The sequence below is a fragment of the Herbidospora galbida genome (assembly GCF_005233835.1).
Taxonomy (GTDB): domain Bacteria; phylum Actinomycetota; class Actinomycetes; order Streptosporangiales; family Streptosporangiaceae; genus Herbidospora; species Herbidospora galbida.
The window spans coordinates 238,681-259,448 of the sequence record NZ_SZQA01000002.1 but is presented as its reverse complement, the minus strand read 5'-3'; the positions used below and the strand labels follow the sequence as shown (position 1 = coordinate 259,448).

20 protein-coding genes and 1 tRNA gene are annotated in these 20,768 nt (G+C 71.2%); 5 read left to right on the top strand and 16 right to left on the bottom strand.

What is annotated here, in order from left to right:
* Positions 1 to 66 precede the first annotated feature (66 nt).
* The 5 genes from rplA to FDA94_RS04145 form a co-directional block, all read right to left on the bottom strand.
* Complete coding sequence (gene rplA / locus FDA94_RS04165) at positions 67 to 780, bottom strand: 50S ribosomal protein L1 (RefSeq protein ID WP_137245685.1); 714 nt, start codon at positions 778 to 780, stop codon at positions 67 to 69.
* A 179-nt stretch (positions 781 to 959) separates the two neighbouring features.
* The gene (rplK, locus tag FDA94_RS04160; RefSeq protein WP_030451515.1) at positions 960 to 1,391 is read right to left on the bottom strand and encodes a 50S ribosomal protein L11; all 432 of its coding nucleotides are present in this window, start codon (positions 1,389 to 1,391) and stop codon (positions 960 to 962) included.
* Between the two features lie 124 nt (positions 1,392 to 1,515).
* Positions 1,516 to 2,286 carry a transcription termination/antitermination protein NusG gene (nusG, locus tag FDA94_RS04155; RefSeq protein WP_137245684.1) on the bottom strand — a complete coding sequence of 257 codons (771 nt, stop codon included), beginning with the start codon at positions 2,284 to 2,286 and terminating at the stop codon, positions 1,516 to 1,518.
* 44 nt (positions 2,287 to 2,330) lie between these two features.
* Positions 2,331 to 2,585 carry a preprotein translocase subunit SecE gene (gene secE / locus FDA94_RS04150; RefSeq protein WP_030451517.1) on the bottom strand — a complete coding sequence of 85 codons (255 nt, stop codon included), beginning with the start codon at positions 2,583 to 2,585 and terminating at the stop codon, positions 2,331 to 2,333.
* A gap of 72 nt (positions 2,586 to 2,657) precedes the next feature.
* A tRNA-Trp gene (locus tag FDA94_RS04145) sits at positions 2,658 to 2,730 on the bottom strand.
* Between the two features lie 182 nt (positions 2,731 to 2,912).
* On the opposite strand from FDA94_RS04145, the gene FDA94_RS04140 reads away from it, so the two are divergent.
* On the top strand, positions 2,913 to 4,112 hold the full coding sequence (locus tag FDA94_RS04140; protein ID WP_137245683.1) for a pyridoxal phosphate-dependent aminotransferase: 1,200 nt from the start codon (positions 2,913 to 2,915) through the stop codon (positions 4,110 to 4,112).
* On the opposite strand, the gene FDA94_RS04135 is transcribed toward FDA94_RS04140, so the two are convergent.
* The 4 genes from FDA94_RS04135 to FDA94_RS04120 are packed head-to-tail and all read right to left on the bottom strand — an operon-like array spanning position 4,109 to position 6,616.
* Positions 4,109 to 4,687: a hypothetical protein gene (locus tag FDA94_RS04135; RefSeq protein WP_137245682.1), complete on the bottom strand. Its 579-nt coding sequence runs from the start codon at positions 4,685 to 4,687 to the stop codon at positions 4,109 to 4,111. The two genes, FDA94_RS04140 and FDA94_RS04135, sit on opposite strands and share 4 nt — an antisense overlap.
* Positions 4,674 to 5,159, bottom strand: coding sequence for a SigE family RNA polymerase sigma factor (locus FDA94_RS04130; RefSeq protein ID WP_137245681.1), 486 nt, complete (start codon positions 5,157 to 5,159; stop codon positions 4,674 to 4,676). Before FDA94_RS04130 ends, FDA94_RS04135 begins: the two co-directional genes overlap by 14 nt.
* A gap of 36 nt (positions 5,160 to 5,195) precedes the next feature.
* On the bottom strand, positions 5,196 to 6,125 hold the full coding sequence (locus FDA94_RS04125) for a PASTA domain-containing protein (RefSeq protein ID WP_137245680.1): 930 nt from the start codon (positions 6,123 to 6,125) through the stop codon (positions 5,196 to 5,198).
* Positions 6,122 to 6,616 (bottom strand): SigE family RNA polymerase sigma factor, encoded by a 495-nt coding sequence (locus tag FDA94_RS04120; RefSeq protein WP_137245679.1) that lies wholly within the window; start codon positions 6,614 to 6,616, stop codon positions 6,122 to 6,124. Before FDA94_RS04120 ends, FDA94_RS04125 begins: the two co-directional genes overlap by 4 nt.
* Before the next feature lie 73 nt (positions 6,617 to 6,689).
* On the opposite strand from FDA94_RS04120, the gene FDA94_RS04115 reads away from it, so the two are divergent.
* On the top strand, positions 6,690 to 7,703 hold the full coding sequence (locus FDA94_RS04115; protein WP_137245678.1) for an adenosine deaminase: 1,014 nt from the start codon (positions 6,690 to 6,692) through the stop codon (positions 7,701 to 7,703).
* Here FDA94_RS04115 and FDA94_RS04110 read toward each other — a convergent pair.
* The 4 genes from FDA94_RS04110 to FDA94_RS04095 are packed head-to-tail and all read right to left on the bottom strand — an operon-like array spanning position 7,692 to position 12,958.
* Positions 7,692 to 8,399 (bottom strand): hypothetical protein, encoded by a 708-nt coding sequence (locus FDA94_RS04110; protein ID WP_137245677.1) that lies wholly within the window; start codon positions 8,397 to 8,399, stop codon positions 7,692 to 7,694. The genes FDA94_RS04115 and FDA94_RS04110 overlap by 12 nt on opposite strands.
* The gene (locus tag FDA94_RS04105) at positions 8,386 to 8,949 is read right to left on the bottom strand and encodes an RNA polymerase sigma factor (protein ID WP_137245676.1); all 564 of its coding nucleotides are present in this window, start codon (positions 8,947 to 8,949) and stop codon (positions 8,386 to 8,388) included. Before FDA94_RS04105 ends, FDA94_RS04110 begins: the two co-directional genes overlap by 14 nt.
* A complete protein-coding gene (locus FDA94_RS04100) occupies positions 8,936 to 10,966 on the bottom strand; it encodes an ATP-binding protein (RefSeq protein WP_170990773.1) in 2,031 nt (676 codons plus the stop codon). The genes FDA94_RS04105 and FDA94_RS04100 overlap by 14 nt, the downstream gene beginning before the upstream one ends.
* A 24-nt stretch (positions 10,967 to 10,990) precedes the next feature.
* Positions 10,991 to 12,958, bottom strand: a complete 1,968-nt coding sequence (locus FDA94_RS04095; protein WP_137245674.1) for an ATP-binding protein — start codon at positions 12,956 to 12,958, stop codon at positions 10,991 to 10,993.
* Positions 12,959 to 13,065: 107 nt separating this feature from the next.
* Between FDA94_RS04095 and FDA94_RS04090 the strand changes: the two genes are divergently transcribed.
* The 3 genes from FDA94_RS04090 to FDA94_RS04080 all read left to right on the top strand — a co-directional run bounded on the left by FDA94_RS04090 (position 13,066) and on the right by FDA94_RS04080 (position 16,023).
* Positions 13,066 to 13,794 (top strand): class I SAM-dependent methyltransferase, encoded by a 729-nt coding sequence (locus tag FDA94_RS04090; RefSeq protein ID WP_062337820.1) that lies wholly within the window; start codon positions 13,066 to 13,068, stop codon positions 13,792 to 13,794.
* A 128-nt stretch (positions 13,795 to 13,922) separates the two neighbouring features.
* Positions 13,923 to 14,609, top strand: coding sequence for a response regulator transcription factor (locus FDA94_RS04085; protein ID WP_137245673.1), 687 nt, complete (start codon positions 13,923 to 13,925; stop codon positions 14,607 to 14,609).
* Positions 14,610 to 14,640: 31 nt separating this feature from the next.
* Positions 14,641 to 16,023, top strand: coding sequence for a sensor histidine kinase (locus tag FDA94_RS04080; RefSeq protein ID WP_137245810.1), 1,383 nt, complete (start codon positions 14,641 to 14,643; stop codon positions 16,021 to 16,023).
* On the opposite strand, the gene FDA94_RS04075 is transcribed toward FDA94_RS04080, so the two are convergent.
* From FDA94_RS04075 to FDA94_RS04065, 3 genes are read right to left on the bottom strand one after another with little or no spacing between them, the layout of a single operon-like run.
* Positions 16,020 to 16,997 (bottom strand): DUF916 domain-containing protein, encoded by a 978-nt coding sequence (locus tag FDA94_RS04075; protein ID WP_137245672.1) that lies wholly within the window; start codon positions 16,995 to 16,997, stop codon positions 16,020 to 16,022. The genes FDA94_RS04080 and FDA94_RS04075 overlap by 4 nt on opposite strands.
* A gap of 50 nt (positions 16,998 to 17,047) precedes the next feature.
* On the bottom strand, positions 17,048 to 17,668 hold the full coding sequence (locus tag FDA94_RS04070) for a hypothetical protein (RefSeq protein ID WP_137245671.1): 621 nt from the start codon (positions 17,666 to 17,668) through the stop codon (positions 17,048 to 17,050).
* 28 nt (positions 17,669 to 17,696) lie between these two features.
* Positions 17,697 to 20,756: a family 43 glycosylhydrolase gene (locus tag FDA94_RS04065; RefSeq protein WP_137245670.1), complete on the bottom strand. Its 3,060-nt coding sequence runs from the start codon at positions 20,754 to 20,756 to the stop codon at positions 17,697 to 17,699.
* Between the last annotated feature and the right edge of the window lie 12 nt (positions 20,757 to 20,768).

Sequence of the window (20,768 nt, the reverse complement as noted above, 5' to 3'; positions counted from 1 at the left end):
CAACCCCCGTCCGGTACCCGGACGGGGGCTGTTCAGGCGCTGTCGCGTCTGCCGGAAAGCAGGCGATCAGGCCTCGAGCTCGGCGGTCAGCCCACGGGTGACGTTGGGGTCGACCGGGATGCCGGGGCCCATCGACGTCGCGAAGGTGACCTTCTTGAGGTAGCGGCCCTTGGCGGCCGACGGCTTGAGACGCAGCACCTCGTCGAGGGCGGCGGCGTAGTTCTCGAGGAGCTGACGCTCGTCGAAGGACGCCTTGCCGATGATGAAGTGGAGGTTCGCGTGACGGTCCACGCGGAACTCGATCTTGCCGCCCTTGATGTCGGTGACGGCCTTGCCGACGGCCGGCGTGACGGTGCCGGTCTTCGGGTTGGGCATGAGGCCACGGGGACCGAGCACGCGGCCCAGGCGGCCGACCTTGCCCATGAGGTCGGGGGTGGCCACGACCGCGTCGAAGTCGAGGCGGCCCTTGGCGACCTCGTCGATCAGCTCGTCGGCGCCGACGATGTCGGCTCCGGCGGCGCGCGCCTCCTCGGCACGGTCACCGGTCGCGAAGACCAGGACCCGGGCGGTCTTACCGGTGCCGTGCGGGAGGTTGACGGTGCCGCGGACCATCTGGTCGGCCTTGCGCGGGTCGACACCCAGACGCAGGGCGACCTCGACGGTGGCGTCGAACTTGGTGCTCGCGGTCTTCTTCGCCAGGCGGACCCCGTCGAGGGGGGCCAGCAGGGCGTCGCGGTCGACCTGGGCGGCCGCGTTCTTCCAGCTCTTGCTGCGCTTCACTGCTATCTCTCCAAAGGAAAGTTCGTGGTGTGGACCGCGCTCGGCCCTCCCACTTGGAATGATGTGCCGCGCCTTCGGCACGGCGGCTCGGTCGCTTTGATCCGGTCTCTTCCCTCGTCGCTCCGGGTCGCTGCGCTCCCCTGCGCTCCTCAGTCCGGAAACCGGCGCTCCCTCGCGAGTTATTCGGCGATGGTGATGCCCATGGAGCGGGCGGTGCCGGCGATGATGCGCTCGGCCATCTCGATGTCGTTGGCGTTCAGGTCGGGCATCTTCTGCTCGGCGATGGCGCGGAGCTGCTCCTTGGAGAGCTGGCCGACCTTGGTCTTCAGCGGGTTGTTCGAGCCGCTCTTCAGACCGAGGGCCTTCTTGATCAGTTCGGGCGCCGGGGGCGTCTTGGTGACGAACTGGAAGGTGCGGTCTTCGAAGATGGTGATCTCGACGGGGATGATGTTGCCCCGCTGGGACTCCGTCGCAGCGTTGTACTGCTTGACGAACTCCATGATGTTGACGCCGTGGGGACCAAGGGCGGTACCGACCGGCGGGGCGGGGGTGGCCTGGCCAGCGGGAAGCTGGACCTTCACCAACGCCGCGATCTTCTTCTTGGGAGGCATGACTCTCTCCGGGTCCTGTTATTCGATGATGCGCTCCCCCGGCGAATCGGAGGGGGAACATGTCGGAGAGCCGCCCTTCGCGAAGGAGCGGCTCCAGCCGAACGTCTTATTGTAGGCGACCGCCTCAGATCTTCGAGACCTGGTTGAACGACAGCTCAACGGGGGTCTCGCGACCGAAGATCGACACCAGCACCTTGAGCTTCTGCGACTCGGGGCTGATCTCGCTCACCGAGGCCGGGAGCGTGGCGAACGGGCCGTCCATGACGGTGACCGACTCGCCGATCTCGAACTCGACGGTCGAGGCGGCCGACTTGGTGGCGGCCTTCTTGACCTCTTCGGTCGGCTCGGGCGCCAACAGCTTGGCGACCTCGTCGAGGTTCAGCGGGCTGGGCTTGTTGGACAGACCGACGAACCCGGTGACGCCCGGGGTGTTGCGGACCGCCGCCCACGACTCGTCGGTGAGCTCCATGCGGACCAGGACGTAGCCCGGCAGCACGCGCTCCTTGATCGGGGTCTTCTTGCCGCCCTTGAACTCGGTCACCGTGTGGGTCGGCACCTCGACCTGGAAGATGTAGTCCTCCATGTTGAGGCTGCCCGTGCGGCTCTCGATGTTCTGCTTCACGCGGTTCTCGTAGCCGGCATAGGAGTGGATCACATACCACTCGCCCAGCTGACCGCGGAGCTGGCGCTTGAACTCCTCGACGGGGTCGACGTCGGGGAGGATGTCGCCGTCTTCGTCGACGTTCTCGTCGTCAGAGTCGGCGGCGACGGAAGCCTCAGCCTCGGTGGCCTCGTCGGCCTCCGCAGCGTCGTCAGCGGCCTCGTCGACCTCTTCAACGGCCTCGTCGTCCCACTCGTCGCGGGAGTCGTCGGCCGGCAGCGGGGACTCGGACACGATGGCTATTCCTCTTTCCGTCGGGTTTTACTGTGCTGGGCGGGTCAGGAACCGAAGACCGCCAGCACACCCTGCGTCAAAAGGAAGTCTAGTGCGGACACGATTCCGACCATGATCAGGCAGAAAACGAGGACCACGATGGTGTAGTTGATCAGCTCCTTGCGCGTCGGCCAGATGACCTTGCGGAGCTCCGCTACTGCCTGCCGATAGAAAAGGGCAGGGGTGGTGCGCTTGGCCTTCTTCTCGCCACTCGGCTTTTCCGGCTGAGCCGCGGCCTCGCCGCGCGTGTCGATCGCCACAGTCCTCACCTGATCCGTCGTGTCCATCGCAACCGGCGGCTCATACGCCCTTAGTGCGCGGACCGCACTCCGCAGGGCACGAGGGACTCGAACCCCCAACCGCCGGTTTTGGAGACCGGTGCGCTACCAATTGCGCTAGTGCCCTAAGCCGTGCACCACACTACAGGAGAACAGGCGAACTGTTCACCGCCGTTGTGGGCCACTAGACGTGGAAGTGTACGCAGGATCGGTCACTTCGTCGAACCAGCACGGCCGCGCAGGTCAACGGTACCGTCCGCATCGTGGATATGGCGGGGCGGCGGGATACCGGTCTGAAAACATGTGCGCATGAGCCGAATCTCCGCGCGTGTCGCCGCCATTTCCGAGTCAGCCACCCTCGCCGTCGACGCCCGGGCCAAGGCCATGAAGGCCGCCGGCCGGCCCGTGATCGGGTTCGGCGCCGGGGAGCCCGACTTCCCGACGCCCGGCTACATCGTCGAGGCGGCCGTGGCGGCCTGCGCGGAAGACCGGTTCCACAAGTACACGCCGCCGGGGGGCCTGCCGGAGCTGAAGCAGGCCATCGCGGCCAAGACGCTGCGCGACTCCGGGTTCGAGGTCGACGCGGGCCGGGTGCTGGTCACCAACGGCGGCAAGCACGCCGTCTACGCGGTCTTCGCGACCCTGCTCGACCCGGGTGACGAGGTGCTGGTCGTGGCGCCCTACTGGACCACCTACCCCGAGGCGATCAAGCTGGCCGGGGGCGTCCAGGTCGACGTCGTCACCGACGAGGGCAGCGGCTACCTGGCGTCGGTGGAGCAGCTGGAGGCGGCCCGGACCGAGCGGACCAAGGCGCTGCTGTTCGTCTCCCCGTCGAACCCGACCGGGGCGGTCCACTCCCCCGAGCAGGTCGAGGCGATCGGCCGCTGGGCGGTCGAGCACGACCTGTGGGTCGTGACCGACGAGATCTACGAGCATCTCGTGTACGGCTCCGCGAAGTTCACCAGCATCGCGACCGCCGTGCCCGAGCTGGCCGACAAGGTCGTGGTGCTCAATGGCGTGGCCAAGACGTACGCGATGACGGGCTGGCGGGTCGGGTGGCTCATCGGCCCCTCCGACGTGGTGAAGGCGGCCACCAACCTGCAGTCGCACTCGACGTCCAACGTGTCGAACGTGGCCCAGGCGGCGGCGCTGGCGGCCGTGTCGGGCGATCTGTCGGCGGTGGCCGAGATGCGGACCGCCTTCGACCGGCGGCGGCAGACGATCGTGCGGATGCTGAACGAGATCCCGGGCGTGGTCTGCCCCGAGCCGTTCGGGGCCTTCTACGTCTACCCGTCGGTCAAGGAGCTGATCGGCAAGGAGATCCGGGGGCGCCGGGCGGCGTCGTCGGTCGAGCTGGCCGAGCTGGTGCTGGAGGAGGCCGAGGTCGCGGTGGTGCCGGGCGAGGCGTTCGGCACGCCGGGGTACTTCCGGCTCTCCTACGCCCTGGGCGACGACGACCTCGCCGAAGGGGTCACCCGGCTGGGCAAGCTCTTCGGCGAGGCCCGCTAGCCGGGGACCACGATCCCCTCGACGACCGGCTCCAGGTCGGCACCGACGGCCATGACCATGACGATCACGCCGGGCCGGGGCACCCAGTAGAAGACCTCGATGCCCATCATCATGCCGTGGCGGCCCCATTTCCCGGCGATCTCCCGGGGCTCTCCCGCGCCGAACTCGTCCAGCGAGGCCGGGGTGTTCTCGATGTCGGCACTCCGGTAGACGGAGACCGAGATTCCGTCGCCGCCGTCCGTGAACGGCTTCCCTCCGCCGGTGGACCAGAGGGCGGTGACCCCCGGGAAATCGTCGTCGTCCGGGGGGTCCTCCGGCGCTCTGATCAGTCCGGGCGGCAGATGGGTGACCAGTACGCCGTCGATGATCTGGTCGGCCGGCACGGCGCCCGTACCGAGCGCTTGGGGGACGAGGAACCAGCCGGCGGCGGCCAGGAACGGGACGAGGAGCACGGCGAGGCGGGTGCGCCACCTTCGGCTGCGGGCCCGGCGTTCGACGCGTTCGGCCAGGTCGGGGGCGGCTGCCAGGGTCGCGGTCTCGGCGGCCATCGCCTCCCGGAGGTCATGCTCCAGCATTGGTCGCCTCCTCGCCCAGCAGGGTGCGCAGGCGGGCCATGGCCTTGGCCGTCTGGCTCTTCACCGTGCCGGCGGAACAGCCGAGGATCTCGGCGGTCTGGCTCTCGGTCAGGTCCTCCCAGTAGCGCAGCACGATCACCGCGCGCTGACGGGGTGGCAGGGCTCGCAGGCCGTCCATGAGCACGTGGCGCAGCACCACGTCATCGGCGGGCGCCGGCAGGTCGGGAGGCGATCCCGTGGGGATGATCCGCAGGATCGCCCGTCGTCTGGCCCGGCTGATGACGGTGTTGACGATGATGCGCCGCACGTAGGGCTCCGGATCGCGATCGTCGATCCGGGACCAGTTGCGGCAGGCCTTCTCCAGGGCGGCCTGCAGCACGTCTTCGGCTTCATGGACGGACCCGCAGGTGAGGTACGCCGTCCGGAGCAGGGCGGTGCCCCGGGCGGCGACGAATTCCGCGAATCCCGTCATGCCCTCACATACGCCTGACCGGGCGGGGAGGTTGCCCTACTTCTCGAGGCGGATGTGCTCGATCACCTTGGCGATCTCGGTGCGGGCGCGCTCCTCGCCGAGGGAGGCGCTGTAGTCGGGGCTGAAGAGGACCTGGACGACCTGGTCACCGGGGATGTCACGGCTGGCGGTGAGGGTGGTCGCCGGGCCGAACGGCTCCTCGCCGCCGCCCTCGTTGTAGTTGTTCACCCAGGTGTCGGGGCCGACCTTCTGCCCGTCGCGGCGCAGCAGGTTCTGGTCGACGCCGACGATCACCTGGATGGAGTACATGCCCTCCTCCAGGCCCTCGGTGACGTAGGGGACGGTGGCCGACTTCGGGCCGAAGCCGCCCGCGTAGGAGTTCCCGCTCCACTTGACGCCCTCGGGCAGGTAGCCGACGTGGACGCCCATCCAGGTCAGGCCGTCGCCGAGGTCGCCCAGGTCGGAAGTGGTCGCCGGCTTGTCGGCGGGGGGCTCGGGAGAGGCGGTCGGCGCGGGGACCCACGGGACCTTGATCTGGACGAGCGCCTTCGGGTCGGCGACGGCTCCGGCGGCGGGCTCGGTCAGGATCACGTTCTCGCCGGCGACCACGCCGGCCTTGTCGGCCCCCTCTCCGGGGGTCATGATCATGGGGGTCAGACCGGCCTGCTCCAGGAGCAGGTAGGCCTTCTTGGCGTTCATGCCGACCACGTCGGGCACCACGATCCCGGGCACCGCGATCGCGGGCGCCGAGGCGCCGGAGGCCGGCCCGGCCTGCGGGGTGGTGTTGGTCAGGACGACCGGGACGGTGATCGCGACGGCCGCGGTCACCAGCACGGCTCCGGTCGTACGGAACCGGACGAGCGAACGGCGGCGGCGGCGCCGGACGGCGCTGCCCATCGACGGCGGGGCGTAGACCTCCCCCACCTGGGCGCGCATCGCCTCTTTCAGTGCTTCTTCGACGTTCATGCTGGCACTCCTTCGACCATCGCTTCTCGGATCCTGGCGAGCCCCCGCGCCGCCTGGCTCTTCACCGTGCCGACCGAGCAGCCGAGCTGGGCGGCGGTCTCGGCCTCCGACTGGTCCTCCCAGTAGCGCAGCACCAGGACGGCCCGCATGCGGGCCGGCAGTTTGCGCAGCTCGGTCAGCATCGCTTCGCGAAGACCGAGGTCGGGGGCGTCGACGGGGGTGTCGGGCGGCGCGGCGAACGTGATCTCCTGGATCACGCGCCGGCGGCGCGAGCGGGTGATGGCGCTGTTGACCACCACTTTCCTGGCGTAGGCCTCCGGGTTGTCGGCCCGGATGCGGGACCAGTGGCGGTAGACCTTCTCCAGCGCGCCCTGCACCAGATCCTCAGCGTCGTGAGCGCTGGCGCCGCAGACGAGGATCGCGGTACGGAGCAGCGCCGTGCTGCGCGCGGCCACGAACTCGTCGAAGGCCGCTTCGTCTTCATCGGTCATGGGCTCCCCTTTCGCTCGTCCACAACGCGTGAACCGGGTGAAGGGTTGAGTGCTGTTGCGGCAGGATATGGAGATGCGGCGCCCACTCGACAAACTCCCCAAGGCACATCTCCACCTGCACTTCACCGGTTCGATGCGCCATTCAACGCTCATCGAGCTCGCCCGCGAGCAGGGGGTCCACCTACCGGACGCCCTGGTGCAGGACTGGCCGCCGCAGCTGCACGCCACCGACGAACGCGGCTGGTTCCGGTTCCAGCGGCTCTACGACATCGCCCGGTCGGTGCTGCGGCGGCCCTCCGACGTCTACCGGCTGGTCCGCGAGGCGGCCGAAGACGAGGCCCGTGAGGGGTCGCGGTGGCTGGAGATCCAGGTCGACCCGTCGGGCTACGCCTCCCGGTTCGGCGGCCTGACCGAGACACTGGAGTTGGCGCTCGACGCGGCCCGGGTGGCGTCCGGGGCGACCGGGGTCGGGGTCGCGGTGATCGTGGCGGCCAACCGCACCCGCCATCCGCTCGACGCCCGCACCCTGGCCCGGCTGGCGGCGCAGTACGCCGACAAGGGCGTGGTCGGGTTCGGGTTGTCCAACGACGAGCGGCGCGGCCGGGCGCGCGACTTCGACGCGGCGTTCCGGATCGCGAAGCGGGCCGGGCTGCTGGCGGTGCCCCACGGCGGCGAGCTGCTGGGCGCGGCCTCGGTCGCCGAGTGCGTCGACGACCTGGGGGCCGACCGGGTCGGTCACGGCGTGCGCGCCGCCGAGAGCGGGCGGCTGATGGAGCGGCTGGCCGACCGGCAGATCACCTGCGAGGTGTGCCCGCTCTCCAACGTGGGCCTGGGGGTGGCGCGGGGTCCTGAGGACGTACCGCTGAGAAGGCTTTTCGAGGCCGGGGTGCCGATCGCGCTGGGCGCCGACGACCCGCTCCTGTTCGGCGCCCGGCTGCTGCCGCAGTACGAACTGGCCAGGGATGTCTACGGCTTCTCCGACGCCGAGCTGGCGGAGCTGGCCCGCCAGTCGATCAGGTCGTCAACGGCCCCCGAGCCGGTGCGCAAGGAGATCATCGCCGACATCGACGCCTGGCTAGCGAGCTGACGCCGCGATCTTCTTGGCCTCCTCGACGTCGGGCACGCCTTCGAGGCGCAGGCCGACGCGGCCGTGCTGCCAGATCAGGGTGGGACCGGCCAGGCGGAGGGAGACCGGGTTCCCGCCGCCCGCGGGCAGGTATTCGATGCCGTGTTGCTGGGGGATCCACACCGCCGAGGTGGTGCCGAGCCAGAGCTGCTGCGGGTAGGGGTCGCCGAGCTGTTTGTGCCAGACCTCGCGCAGGGAGCCGTCGTACTGGTCGAGGCGGATCCCGTCCCAGTACATGCTGACGACCTGGCCTCCGTCGGCCACCCTGACCTGGTCGGGTTCGCCGAGCGCGGCCGGTACGACCAGCGGGAAGGCCACCGCCCCGCGCGCCTCGGCCAGGGCGGCGCTCGTCTCCGACGGCAGCGGCGACGGCGAGCCCGACGGGAGGGGCGCGGAGCCGCCGACCTCGATCTCGACCCCGGCGAACCGCAGCACCTCGGCGACCGCCGCGCGGCCCTGCGGGGTGGCGGCGACCAGCACGACCAGGAAGGCGGCCAGGACGGCCACCAGGCGCTTGGTGGTGAACCGGCGCTTAGGCTCGGGCTCCCGCAACGCGGTCAGCACCCGGTCGGCCATCGCGGTGGGCGGCGGCGGCACGTGGAGGGACTCGCCCAGGGCGCGGAGTTCGGCCTCGAAGGGGTCGTCAGAGGAGTTCACGATCCACCTCCTCCCTCAGCCGCCGCAGGCCCCGGTGGGTGCGGCTCTTCACCGACCCGATCGGGCAGTCGAGGACCTCGGCCGTCTCCGCTTCGGACAACTGCAGGAAATACCGGCAGACCACCGCTTCGCGTTCCCGATCAGGCAGGGCCCGGACCGCCGCGAGCAGCCGCGCCGACCGGTCGCCCGCCACCGCCGTGTCCTGCGGATCTTCCGGGCCGCCCGGCTTGCGCACCGCCTCCAGCCGGACCGACAGGTCGGCCCGGCGCCCGCGTGAGCGGGTCGCGTTGTGGGTCTCGTTGGCCACGATGCGCAGCAGCCACGGCCGGAAGGCCGAGTCGCGCCGGAACGACCTCAGATGACGATAGGCCTTGACGAACGCCTCCTGGACCACGTCCTCGGCCTCGTCGCCCGCGCCGAGCAGGAACGCCGTGCGGTGGGCGATCGCGGTGTACCGGGTGACGAGCGCCTCGTAGGCGGTCAGGTCACCGGCGAGCGAACGGCCGACCGCTTCGTCGTCGGTCAGAGGGGGCGGGTCATCGGCATTCATCGGCGGGATGATTCCACCGCATCGCTCCGGAATTGGGAAGACCGCCCAGGGCGTAGCCGACGCCGCCGTCGAGGGACATGCGCCGGCCTTCGGCGTAGGCGTCGAGATAGTCGCGTTCGCCGAGGACCCGGCGGGTGCGCCGGTCGGTGCGGCCACGCGACTCGACGAAACCGGGCGGCGCGAAGTGGGTCGGCCCGAACTCGGCCCACAGCCGCTCCCCCACGCCCAGCAGGCGGGCCGCGCGGACGGCGTCGCCCATCGCGACGGCGCAGGCGGCGAGGCGTTCGACGGCCATCGCGCTGCCCATCACGTCGCCCAGGCGCCAGATCGTGCGCAGGGAGGTGCGGGCGTAGCGGTCGGCGGTGACGGCGTCGCCCCGGCCGAGTTCGGCGGCGGCCCTGATCTGGTCGCCCATCGAGCGGGACCACTCTTCGCCGAGCGCCTCGCAGGCGGCCCGCTGGCCCTCCAGGACGATCACCGCCTCGTCGGGGTCGCCCCGGCCGATCAGGGCCAGCGCCAGCAGCGACATCGCCGACAGGCGGGCGACGTAGCGGCCGCCGACGCGGTCGAGGTGGTCGATGGCCTCCTCGGCGAGCAGGCGTACGGCGTCGAAGTCGCCCTGGAACAGGGCCAGGCTCGCGGCGCCGGTGCAGGCGTGGCCGATGGCGGCCGGATCCTCCTGGGCGAGGGCGGCCTCGCGGGCCTGGGTGAGGCGGATGGCCATCTGGTCGTGGTCGCCCTGGGCGAAGGCGACGAAGGCGGCGGCCCACAGGGCGCGGGTGCGCTGGGGGCTGTCCGCGGTGTTACGTTCCAACGCCCGGTCGAGGTAGTGGCGGCCTTCGCGGGCGTGGCCGAGGCAGTACCAGACGAACCACAGGCGGCCCACCAGGTCGAGGCCGATCGGGCTGGCGATGCTCCGGTCGAGGGCCAGGCGCAGGTTCGGCATCTCGCCGCGCGCCCAGTCGGACCACGACGCCTGGTTGGGGCCGCACCAGTCGGCCTCGGCGCGGCGGGCCAGCGAGACGTAGTGGTCGCGGTGGCGGAGCATCAGGTGCTCCTCCTCGCCGAGTTCGCGCAGCCACTCGCGGCCGTAGACGCGGACCGTCTCCAGCATGTGGAACCGCTCGCCGACGACGCAGACGACCGACTTGTCGGCCAGTCTGGCCAGGGTGCCGGGCACGTTGGGCAGGCGGTCGTCGCCGCAGACGTACTGGGCCGCCTCGGCCTCGAACGAGCCGGCGAACACCGACAGCCGGGCCCAGAGCAGCCGCTCGTCGGGGGTGCACAGTTCGTGGCTCCAGCCGACCGACGTCCGCAGCGCGGCGTGCCGGCCGGTGCGGCCCGGGTGGCCCGAGAGCAGCGCGAACCGGTCGTCGAGCCGGTCGGCCAGCTCTTTGGGGGTCATCGAGCGCAGCCGCCGGGCGGCCAGTTCGATGGCGAGCGGCAGGCCCTCCATGCGGTGGCAGAGCTCGGCGACCTCGTCGGTTGAGGTGAAGCCGGGGACGACGGCGGCGGCGCGTTCGGCGAACAGGCGCAGGGCGTCGGCCTCGGCGAGCGGGCGTACCCGGAAGACGCGTTCGGCCGGATGGCCGATCGGCTGGCGGCCGGTGACCAGGAACCGGACGCCGGGCGCCTTCGCCAGCACCTGGCCGACCAGAGTGCGGACGGGCCCGATGAGGTGTTCGACCGTGTCGAGCACGATCAGCAGACGGCTGTCGGCGAGGTGTGCGGCCAGCACCTCGCCCTGGGGCCGGACCGACTGCTCCGGGAGGCCGAGCGCAGCGGAGACCGCGTGGGCGAGCAGATCGCCGTTGCGCTCGGCGGCCAACTCGGCCACCCGGACCGGCTCCAGGTGAACCCTGGCGTGCTGCGCCGCCGCGCGGAATGCCAGACGCGTCTTCCCCACGCCGCCCGGACCGGCGAGCGTCACCACCGACGACTCGGTGATCAGTCGGCCGACCTCGGACAACTCCGCGTCTCGCCCGACGAAGGTACTGGTTTCCGCCGGAAGGTTCACGGCCGTCAGGGTTTCACGGCGCAATCACGTTTGAGGGGCGGCGGTGGATAATTCTCTACCTCGGGTGGAAAGTTCTAACGCCCGGTCGAGTCCCATCCCCCTGCCGCGCGCCAGCGCCGTCTGGTAAGCCTCCTCGCCCAGTTCGATCGCCGCCCTTCGGGCGCATTCGTCGTGGGCGGCGGTGAAGTGGCGGGAGCCGTACAGAGGAGAGCCGACCGACTCCCAGACGACCGCCGCCGCGCCCTGCAGGAGCGCGCCGCCGGCGGCGTCGCCGGTGCCGACGAGCACCAGCGCGAGCAGTTCGACGTCGAGCACCGTGCCGATCAGATCGTTGAAGATCCTGCTGTACGTCAGCGACTCGCGCGCCAGCCGCTCGGCTCCGGCGTGGTCGCCCGACCCCCACGCGAGATAGGCCTCGACGTAGCAGACGTAGGCCAGCACCCACCTCTCGCCGTGGTCTTCGCACAGCCGCCGGACGTCGCGGCAGATGACTCCGGCCGGTTCGAGCCGGCCGGTGAACGCCTGGGCCATGGCCAGCTCGATCTTGCCCATCAGCACGTGGGTGTCGAGCAGCCCCATGTCCTCGTATTCGGCCAGGGCGTGGAGCAGCAGCGGGATCGCCCGGTCGAGCTCGTCGGCCAGCATCGCCAGCGCGCCCAGCCGCTGCACCGCGCGGGCCCGCGACCGGTCGTCGCCGCGCTCGCGGCACTCGGCCAGCAGGGTGGTGGCCCTGGCGGTGTCGCCCATCATGATCGCGACGTAGCCGGCCACCCACAGCGCCTTGGCCCGCTCGGGCGTGGGCGAGGGGTCGGAGTCGAGGACCTGCTCCAGCCAGTGGCGGCCCTCGCCGAGGTGCCCGCAGCAGACCCAGTAGAACCAGAGCGTGGCGGCCAGGTCGAGCCCGTCGCGCTCCTCGCCGGGGGTGGAGACGCAGAACTCCAGCGCGGCCCGGAAGTTGCCGTGCTCGGCGTGGGTGCGGGCGTAGATCTTCTGCTGGCCGGGGCCGAACCACTGCGACTCGCCGCGCCGGGCCAGCCGCAGGTAGTGGTTCTTGTGCTTGCGGCGCAACCGGTCGGTCTCGTCGGGGCCGAGCCGGTGCAGCCACTCCTCGCCGTAGTCGCGCACGGTGTCGAGCAGCCGGTACTGCGCGCCGGCGCGGACCACGATCGACCGGTCGACCAGACCGCTGATCAGGCCGAGCAGCGCGTGGGCGGGGAGGGTGCGGTCGGCGCACACCTCCTCGGCCGCGGCCAGCCCGAACGACCCGGCGAACACCGACAGGCGCGCCCACAGCAGGCGCTCGGCCGGCGAGCACAGCTCGTGGCTCAGCCCGATCGCGGCGCGCAGCCCGTCGAGCAGCCGGAACCGGTCGTCGAGCCGGCGCACCAGTTCCTCGACCGGGAACTCGCCGAGCCGCACCGCGGCCAGCTCGATCGCCAGTGGGATGCCGTCGAGCCGGTCGCAGAGCCCGGCGTCGTCGGCGACCACCCTCCCGGCGCGTTCGGACAGCAGTTCCAGCGCCTCGGCGCGGGTCATCGGCGCCACCGCGAACAGGTGCTCTCCGGCGACGTCGAGCGGCTGCCTGCTGGTGACCAGCACCCGCAGCTCAGGAGCGCCGCGCAGCAGCAGCTCGGCCAGCTTGGCGCACGCGTCGACGAGCCGGTCGGCGCCGTCGAGCACCAGCAGCGCCCGCCGGTCGGCCAGATGGGCGGTCAGCACCTCGTCGGCCGGGCGGGTGGTGCGGTCGGTCAGCCGCATCGCGTCGGCGACGGCATGGCTGAGCAGGTCGGGCTCGCCGACTTTCGCGAGGTCGGCGACGAACACTCCGTCGGGGGAGGCGGCCTGCGCCACGGCCGCGACCCGGCTCGCCAGCCGGGACTTGCCGACGCCGCCCACGCCGGTGAGAGTCACCAGGCGGGAGACCTCGAGCAGGCGCGCGATCTCGGTGATCTCCGGCTCCCGGCCGATGAAACTGGTCACCTCGGCACGCATTAACGAATCGTAACTCTGTAGTGGGAGATGCCGCAGAAGAGAATCGGCGTCATTCTGCTGGGCACTAGACTCGCTCGAACCGCCACCAGCTCGTTGAATGAGGAGCCATGTCTGGGTACGACCGTGTAGTACAACCCGCTGCCGGAGACGAAGCCCTGGAGAACCATCTGGGCGGCGACGAAGCGCGCAACTACCGGCAATACGAGTTCGACATGGTTGCACCGCACGTCGGCCGGTCGATGCTGGAGATCGGCTCCGGGCTCGGGCACTTCGCCGAGCAGTTCCTGCCCCGCCTCGACCGTCTGGTGACGAGCGACTTCGACCCCTACTGCGTCGAGCAGCTGGAGAAGCGCTTCGCCGACAACCCCGACGTCGGCGTGCTGCAGTTCGGGCTGCCGACCGACATCCCGCTTGAGGACAAGGTCGACACGGTCGTGCTGATGAACGTGCTGGAGCACATCGAGGAGGACGTCGAGGCGCTGCGCTCGCTCGCCCGCGTCACCCAGCCCGGCGGCAAGATCATCATTTGGGTGCCCGGCTACATGCAGCTCTACGGCGACTTCGACAAGAAGGTCGGCCACGTCACCCGCTACACCCCCAAGACGCTCGGCGCCACGGTGAAGGCGGCCGGGCTGGGCGTCCACACGCTGAAGCCGATCAACTTCCTGGGCGGCATCGCCTGGTGGGCGGCCGTGCGCCGCGGCGGCGTCGGCTACCCCGACCCGCGCCTGGTCAAGATCTACGACCGGACGGTCGTGCCGGCCACGCGGTTCATCGAGCGATTCGTCACGCCGCCGTTCGGCCAGACCGTCTTCTGCGTCGCGACGGTGAAGTGACTCAGGCTTTTCTCACCCTTCTCCTCCGGGCGCCACAGGCGCGGAGGAGAAGGTGTGGCGCATGAGACGCCACGATGTGACCGATATGGGGCTTTTAGTGGGAGAAAAGCACCATACTTGAGCTCGCCATGAGTGAGACCAGGATCCTCGTCGTCGAAGACGACCCGAACATCCGCGACATCATCGAGGTGGCCCTCCGCTTCCACGGGTTCACCGTCAAGGCCGTGGCCAACGGGCGCGACGCGCTGCGCGAGTTCGCCGAGCGCAGGCCCGACCTCATCGTGCTCGACGTGATGCTCCCCGACATCGACGGGTTCGAGATCTGCCGCCGGGTCAGGGCCGAGGGCGCGACCACGCCCGTCATCTTCCTGACCGCGCGCGACACCGTCTCCGACACCGTGCGCGGGCTCACCATGGGCGGCGACGACTACGTCACCAAACCGTTCTCGGTGGAGGCGCTGATCGCGCGGGTCCGGGCGGTGCTGCGCCGGACGACCGTCCCCGACGTCGCGGAGCGTCCCAGCCGGGACGTGCTGCGGGTCGCCGACCTCGAACTCGACGAGGCCCGGTGGGAGGTGCGCCGCGGCGGGGTCAGGGTGGAGTTGTCGCCGACCGAGTTCCGGCTGCTCGCCTTCCTGATGGAACATCCCGGGCTGGTGCTGACCAAACGGCAGCTGCTCGACCAGGTCTGGGGGTACGGCGGATCGTCGCAGGTGCTGGAGACGTACATCTCCTATCTGCGGCGGAAGCTGGACCCGCTCGGACCACCTCTGATCCACACGCAACGTGGCGTGGGATACGCTCTGCGGCCCTGACAGATCGGGGCCAGACGAAATGGCGTTGACGATGTCGCTCCGCTCCCGGCTGCTGGCCGGGCTGCTCGTGGTGAGCACGATCCTGCTCGTCGTGTTGTCGGTCACGAGCGCGGTGGTGCTGGAACAGCACCTCACCAGCCGGCTGGAGAGCCAGCTGCTGGCCGCCACCGCGACCGCCACCCGGCGGGTCGACGCCGTGGAGTCGGTCACCCAGGCGCTGGCCGGCTCGCCGTTCGCGGTCGCGCAGGTCAACCTCAAAAGCGGCAAGCCCGCGCTGGTCAACGGCGACTTCCCGCAGTCGCCCAAGGTGCCGGGCATGCTCGCCGACCTCGGCGCCGACCGGCTCGGCGGGCACGCCGCCGCCGGGCGCACCTTCCAGCTGGGCGACGACCTGCTGGCGAGCGCGGCGAAGGACCGTACCGGAACCAGCATCGTGGTCGTGGCGGTGCCGCTCGACGCCGTCGGCGACCCGGTCCGCCACCTGCTGCTGGCCGAGCTCGTCACCGGCGGGCTGCTGATCGCGCTGCTGGCGCTGGGCGGGCGGCTGCTGATCGTGTCGGGCCTGTCGCCGCTCGACCGCATGTCGCGCACGGCCCTGCGGATCGCCCAGGGCGGCGACCTGTCGGCCCGGATGCCCGAGGGAGCCACCGAGGTCGGCCGGCTCGGCAGCGCCATCAACCTGATGCTCGACCGCATCTCCGAGGCGTTCCGCGACCGCTGGACCTCCGAGGAGCGGGTCCGCCGCTTCGCCGCCGACGCCTCCCACGAACTGCGCACGCCGCTGTCCACGGTACGCGGCTACGCCGAGCTCTACCGCGCCGGCGCGATCCCGCCCGAGCAGCTCCCCAAGATCATGGGCCGCATCGAGGACGAGGCCACCCGCATGGGCAACCTGGTCACCGAGATGCTGGAGCTGGCCCGCCTCGACAAGGGCGCCACCCTCAGCCTGGCCGCCACCGACCTGGCCGAGGTGGTCAGGGAGGCCGCCGCCGACGCGGGCGCGCTGAACCCCGGCTCCCCCATCGTCGTCAACGCCCCCGACTCGCTGGTCGCGGTGGTCGACGAGGCCAGGATCCGGCAGATCATGGTGAACCTGCTGGCCAACGTACGCGCCCACACCCCCGAAGGCACCCCCGCGCTGATCCACCTGGCGCAGGACGACGCCCGGGTGCTCCTGGAGATCACCGACCAGGGCCCGGGGATGCCGCCCGAGCAGGTCGCCCAGGCCTTCGACCGGTTCACCCAGGGCTCCTCGGAACGCGCCACCGGCGGCGCGGGCCTCGGCCTGGCCATCGTGAAGGCCATCACCGACGCGCACGGCGGGCGCTGCTGGATCACCTCGGCCCCGGGGAACGGGACGACCGTGCACGTGGCGCTGCCCACCGCGCGCACGGTCGTCATGAGCGAGGTCTAGCCCCGGGCTTCGGCGCGGCCCTCGTCGCGGGCCCTGGCCAGCAGGTCTTCCAGATACCGGCGACGGCGGCGGGCGATCGCCCGGTAGGCGAGGAACAACACCACGACCAGCGCGACCAGGGCCAGTTGCGGCCACGGGACGGTCCAGAGCGTCACGTCGGCGCTCATCGGGACGCCGCCCTCGACCGAGGGGGTCACGGTGACGTTCGCGGACATCGGGCCGAGGGCCCAGACGCCGCCGATCCTGGTCTCCACCGTCCGGCTGTCGCCGGGGAAGATCTCCGCCACGTCGGCCCGGCCGTCGCGTCCGGCCAGCCCGGTCAGGTCGCTGACCGCCACCGCGCCCGCGCCGCCCGCCGCGACGTTGCCCTTGTTGGTCGCCGTGTACTTCACCGTGACGGTTCCCGAGGAGAAGGGGTTCCACGGCTGCTCGTAGACGGCCGACAAGCCGGTGACCGCCACTTCGGCCCTGATGGCGCCGGTGGCGCGCATCATGACGCGGAAGCCGACCCGGCTCTCCACGGCGACGGTGCCGCTTGCGCTGGTGACGGTGGCGGCGATGCCGGCCGGGTGGTCGCCGGGGGCGGCGTCCTTCGGCACGGTGATGGTGAACGGCACGACCGTGGTCGCGTTGCCGCCGACCCTGACTTCTTTCTGGACGTCGATCCAGGTGCCGCCGTCCTTGGAGGTCTGGTCGGACTGGAGCATGTTGAAGCGGCCCTTGTCGGTCAGGTAGCCGTCGGCCGCCTTGAGGGCGAAGACCGCCTCGCCGTCGCCGAAGTTGCGCACCGCCAGGTGCTCGGTCACGGTCTGGCCGGGGTCGAGGGAGAGTTCGATCCAGCGCCGTCCGTCGGGGCCCGCGGCGGTCGCCGGCTGGACCGACCAGGTCAGCGTGGCCGGTTCGGCGTGGGCGGCCGAGGGCGCGAGCGGAACGGCGAGCAGCACCGCCACGAGGACGGCGAGGAATCGGGTCATGGCGGGCTCCTCCGGTGGGACGGGGGGCCGGCGGCCCCCCGTCCGGGGGACTACTCGAACAGGGACAGGGTCAGCGTGGAGCTGTAGGAACCGGCGGCCACGTCGGCCGGGGTCTTCAGGAACAGGTCGGCGTCGACGGTGTAGGAGCCCTCGGTGACCTCGCCGGAGTCGAAGGTCGAGACGAGCAGTTCCTGGTCGACCAGGCCGACGTTGTTGCCCGGCTGGGTCGGCTCGTCGAGGACGGTCACGACCTCCTCTCCCTCGGCGACCAGGCCGGTGTCGCCGCCGTCGATCAGGTTCGGCTTCCAGCCGAGGTGACCGGCGCCGATGGCCGCCTGGCCGGCGTCGCCGGTGAAGTCGGAGGCGTTGCCGAGCACGGCCCACGCCGCGCCCTCGGGGATCTCGTCGCCGGTACGGGTGTCGGTGACGGTCACCGTCGGGAGGGTGCCGGTGAACCGGCGCTCCTCCAGGGTCGAGCCGTCCTCGGCCAGGGCGACCGAGTTGGCGGCGACGGACATGGCCAGGACGCCCGGCTCCTCGATCGGGGCGATCTCGACGGTCACCGCGACGTCGGTGCTGTCACCGGGGTCGGCTGCGGCCGCGCCGGGGAAGGCGACGGCGGTGGTCATGGCGACGGCCGCCGCGAGCAGCCATCTGTGCTGGATCTTCATGTGTCGCTCCACTTTGGGGGGTGTGTTTTCAGGGACAGGAAAGAGCGGGGTAGGTGCCCGTGTGCGCGGAGGTCGTCTCCCCGTCGGTGGCGGTGACGGTGACCGAGCCCGCCCCGATCGAGGCCGCGCGGGTGGTGAACGACTGGTAGGCGTTCACGCCCGGGGCGACGCCGGTGAACGACTTCGCGCCGAAGGCGGTCTCGACGGTGAGGTCCACCGCCGCGTCGTGGTCGTTGCGCGCCTGCACGGCGACGTACGCCTTGCCGGCCAGGCAGCGCGGGGTGACCGTGACCGTCACGGGGAGCCCGGCGGGCTCCTCGGGGGCGGGTTCCTGGGCGAAGACCCGCCACTCCGTGACCGCGACCGCCGAGTAGGTGGTCCCGTTGCCGTTGGCCCGGATCGTGGCCCGCACCCGGGAGGTGGTGACGGGGGTGAAGGAGACGGTGTTGAACGCGGTCGTGCTCGTGCCGTAAGCGGACGGGTTCGGCACGTCCCGCCAGGCCGAGGCGGCCTCGTCCCAGTACTGCAGGACCCAGCCGTCGGGCTGGGCGACGCCGTCGCCGGTGCCCTGGTCGGAGTCGCGCCAGAACTTCAGCTCGGAGCTGACGATCCGGACCGGGCGGGACCATTCGTACTGCGTCCACTGGGTGGCCGGGCGGGTGCCCGACCAGGTGCCCCAGATCTGCGCCTGGCTCGGGTTGGCCGGGTCGGCGTTGTCGTTGAGGGCGGAGACCGCGTTCCAGCCCGCCGTGTACGAGGCCGTCGGCGTCGCGATCGGGGCGACGTTGCCGTTGAGCGGCGCCGACAGGTCGGCCGGGATGACGATCGTCTTGGCGGTCTCGACGTTGCCCGCCCGGTCGGTCGCCCGGTAGGACACCGTGTACTTACTGGCGTCCGGCGCCGAGATGACGCCGCCCGCGAGCGGGGTCCAGGGGCCGGTGCCGATGGCGTACTCGATGCCGGCCACGCCCGAGGTGGGGTCGGCCGCCAGGACCTTGACGGTCCGGTTGGCGTTGAGCGTGCCGACGCTGGCGGGCGCGACCGAGTCGATCTTCACCGACAGGGCCGCGGCGTCGGAGACGTTGCCCGCGCGGTCGGTGGCCCTGGCGGTGACGGTGTGCTCGCCCTCGCCGGTCACCGTGGCGTCGGCCGCGCGGGTGTCGGTGGTGACGACCGGGGCGGCGTCGTCGACCTTGGTCTCGATGGTCATCCGGCCGCCGCTGTCGTCGACCCCGTCGGCCCTGACGCGCACCGCCGACCGGTACCAGCCGTTGGTCCCGGCGCTGCCGCTCGGGGTGAGCGTCACCTCGGGCCTGGTCACGTCGCCCTCGGTGCCCTCCGGCGACAGGACGGTGACCTGGGCGGTGACCCTTCCCGCCGCGTAGCCGAGCACGGTCCCCTCGATGGAGAACGTGCCGGGTGCGGCGACCTGCCCGTCGGTCACGGCGTCCCAGAAGACCGGGATCCGCAGCGTCTCGCCGCCGAAGGCGACGGGCACCGTGCCGGGCAGTTCGCGCTCGCCGACCTCGACCCTGATGGCGGGCGGGGTGAGGTTCGCGGGCTGGGCGGCCAGGATCTTCCACTCCTCCACCGCGACGGCCGAGTAGGTGCTGCCGTTGGTGGAGGCGTTGAAGGTCGCCCGGACCTGCGTGGTGGTCACCGGGTCGAAGTTCGTGTTCTGGAGACCCTGGGTGGCGGTCGGGTAGCCGCTCGGAGCGGGGACGTCGGCCCACTGGCCGGTGGCCGGGTTCCAGTACTGGATCTTCCAGCTCGCCGGGGCGGCGACGCCCACGCCGGTGCCCTGCGCCGAGTCGTTCCAGAAGTCGATCTGGGAACCCGAGATCCGCATCGGCTGGTCCCAGGTGTACTGGACCCACTGCTGCGGCGGATTGCCGCCGGTCCAGGTGCCCCACATGTCCGGGGGCAGCGGGTTGGGCCGCTGGATCTCGTCGTTGAGCGCCTTCACCCAGTACTGGGTGGGCACCGGCTCGTTCGAGACGGCGACCCTGGCCTCCTGCGCGATGTTCGGCCGGGGCGTGCGGTCACGGCCCTTGACCGGGGTCGGCGTGACGAGCTTCATGCGCGGTGGGGTCTGGGTGTCGTCCCACTCCACCGGGTCGATCGCGACCGACCGGCGGAAGTGGTTGCCGCCGGCGGCGTCGGCCGTGTGGTAGGCGATGTACCACTTGCCGTCGAACTCCAGGATGCCCGGGTGGCTGGTGGTCGAGGAGACCGGCCGGAGCATCGTGCCGCGGTAGGTCCAGGGCCCCTCGGGGGCCGCGGCCGTGGCGTAGGCGATGCAGGCGTGGTAGTTCGCCGGGGTGCACTGCGAGGTCGGGCCGGCGTTGTTGCCGGCGTACGCCATGTAGTAGACGCCGTTCCGCTTGAACGCCCAGGCCGCCTCGAAGAAGCCGGTCAGGCCGGTCACCGTGCGCTGGGTGGTGACCGGGGTCTTCATGTCGGCGGCGAGTTCCAGCATTCTCAGGTTGCCGAACGATCCCCACCAGATGAAGACCCGCTGGCCGTCGACCAGGACGGTCGGGTCGATGTTGTGGATGGTGTTGGCCGTGGGCACCCGCTGGGAGATCAGCGGCCCGCCCACGTGGTCGGTCCACGGGCCGGTCGGCGAGTCGGACACGGCGACGCCGATGGCGAACTTGTCGGACGCCGGGCTCTCCCGCTCGTTGATCGGGACGTACCAGTAGTAGCGGCCGTCGAGGCCCCTGACCACCTGGCCCGCGTAGGCGCGGCCCGGGGTGGCCCAGGCGAAGACCGCCTCCGGGCGCATGAGCGAGGGGTAGTGGGTCCACTGGCCCGACTCCACGTCGGAGGTCGCGAACGCGCCCCACTCGTTCATGATGAAGTCGTTGGTCGTGGGCCCGGCCTGGTCGTGGCCGGTGTAGACGAAGAGCTGGTCGTCGACGACGAGGGGGGCGGGGTCGGCGGAGTAGTAGGTGCCGTCCTTCAGGATCGGGTTGACGGTGCTGGTGAAGGTGTACGAGTCGGCGGCATGGGCCGGACCGGGCAGCCCGACCAGGCAGGCCGCCACGAGTGAGGCGGCGGCCGCCGCCCGTATGGCGATCTTCAAGGTGCTCTTCCT

Coding starts and splice junctions, on each gene's coding strand:
- FDA94_RS04075 (WP_137245672.1), bottom strand. CDS start 16,997: ATGACCCGATTCCTCGCCGTCCTCGTGGCGGTGCTGCTCGCCGTTCCG.
- FDA94_RS04070 (WP_137245671.1), bottom strand. CDS start 17,668: ATGAAGATCCAGCACAGATGGCTGCTCGCGGCGGCCGTCGCCATGACC.
- FDA94_RS04135 (WP_137245682.1), bottom strand. CDS start 4,687: ATGCTGGAGCATGACCTCCGGGAGGCGATGGCCGCCGAGACCGCGACC.
- FDA94_RS04095 (WP_137245674.1), bottom strand. CDS start 12,958: ATGCGTGCCGAGGTGACCAGTTTCATCGGCCGGGAGCCGGAGATCACC.
- FDA94_RS04125 (WP_137245680.1), bottom strand. CDS start 6,125: ATGAACGTCGAAGAAGCACTGAAAGAGGCGATGCGCGCCCAGGTGGGG.
- FDA94_RS04140 (WP_137245683.1), top strand. CDS start 2,913: ATGAGCCGAATCTCCGCGCGTGTCGCCGCCATTTCCGAGTCAGCCACC.
- rplK (WP_030451515.1), bottom strand. CDS start 1,391: ATGCCTCCCAAGAAGAAGATCGCGGCGTTGGTGAAGGTCCAGCTTCCC.
- FDA94_RS04115 (WP_137245678.1), top strand. CDS start 6,690: ATGCGGCGCCCACTCGACAAACTCCCCAAGGCACATCTCCACCTGCAC.
- FDA94_RS04085 (WP_137245673.1), top strand. CDS start 13,923: ATGAGTGAGACCAGGATCCTCGTCGTCGAAGACGACCCGAACATCCGC.
- FDA94_RS04130 (WP_137245681.1), bottom strand. CDS start 5,159: ATGACGGGATTCGCGGAATTCGTCGCCGCCCGGGGCACCGCCCTGCTC.
- FDA94_RS04105 (WP_137245676.1), bottom strand. CDS start 8,949: ATGAATGCCGATGACCCGCCCCCTCTGACCGACGACGAAGCGGTCGGC.
- FDA94_RS04080 (WP_137245810.1), top strand. CDS start 14,641: ATGTCGCTCCGCTCCCGGCTGCTGGCCGGGCTGCTCGTGGTGAGCACG.
- FDA94_RS04090 (WP_062337820.1), top strand. CDS start 13,066: ATGTCTGGGTACGACCGTGTAGTACAACCCGCTGCCGGAGACGAAGCC.
- FDA94_RS04120 (WP_137245679.1), bottom strand. CDS start 6,616: ATGACCGATGAAGACGAAGCGGCCTTCGACGAGTTCGTGGCCGCGCGC.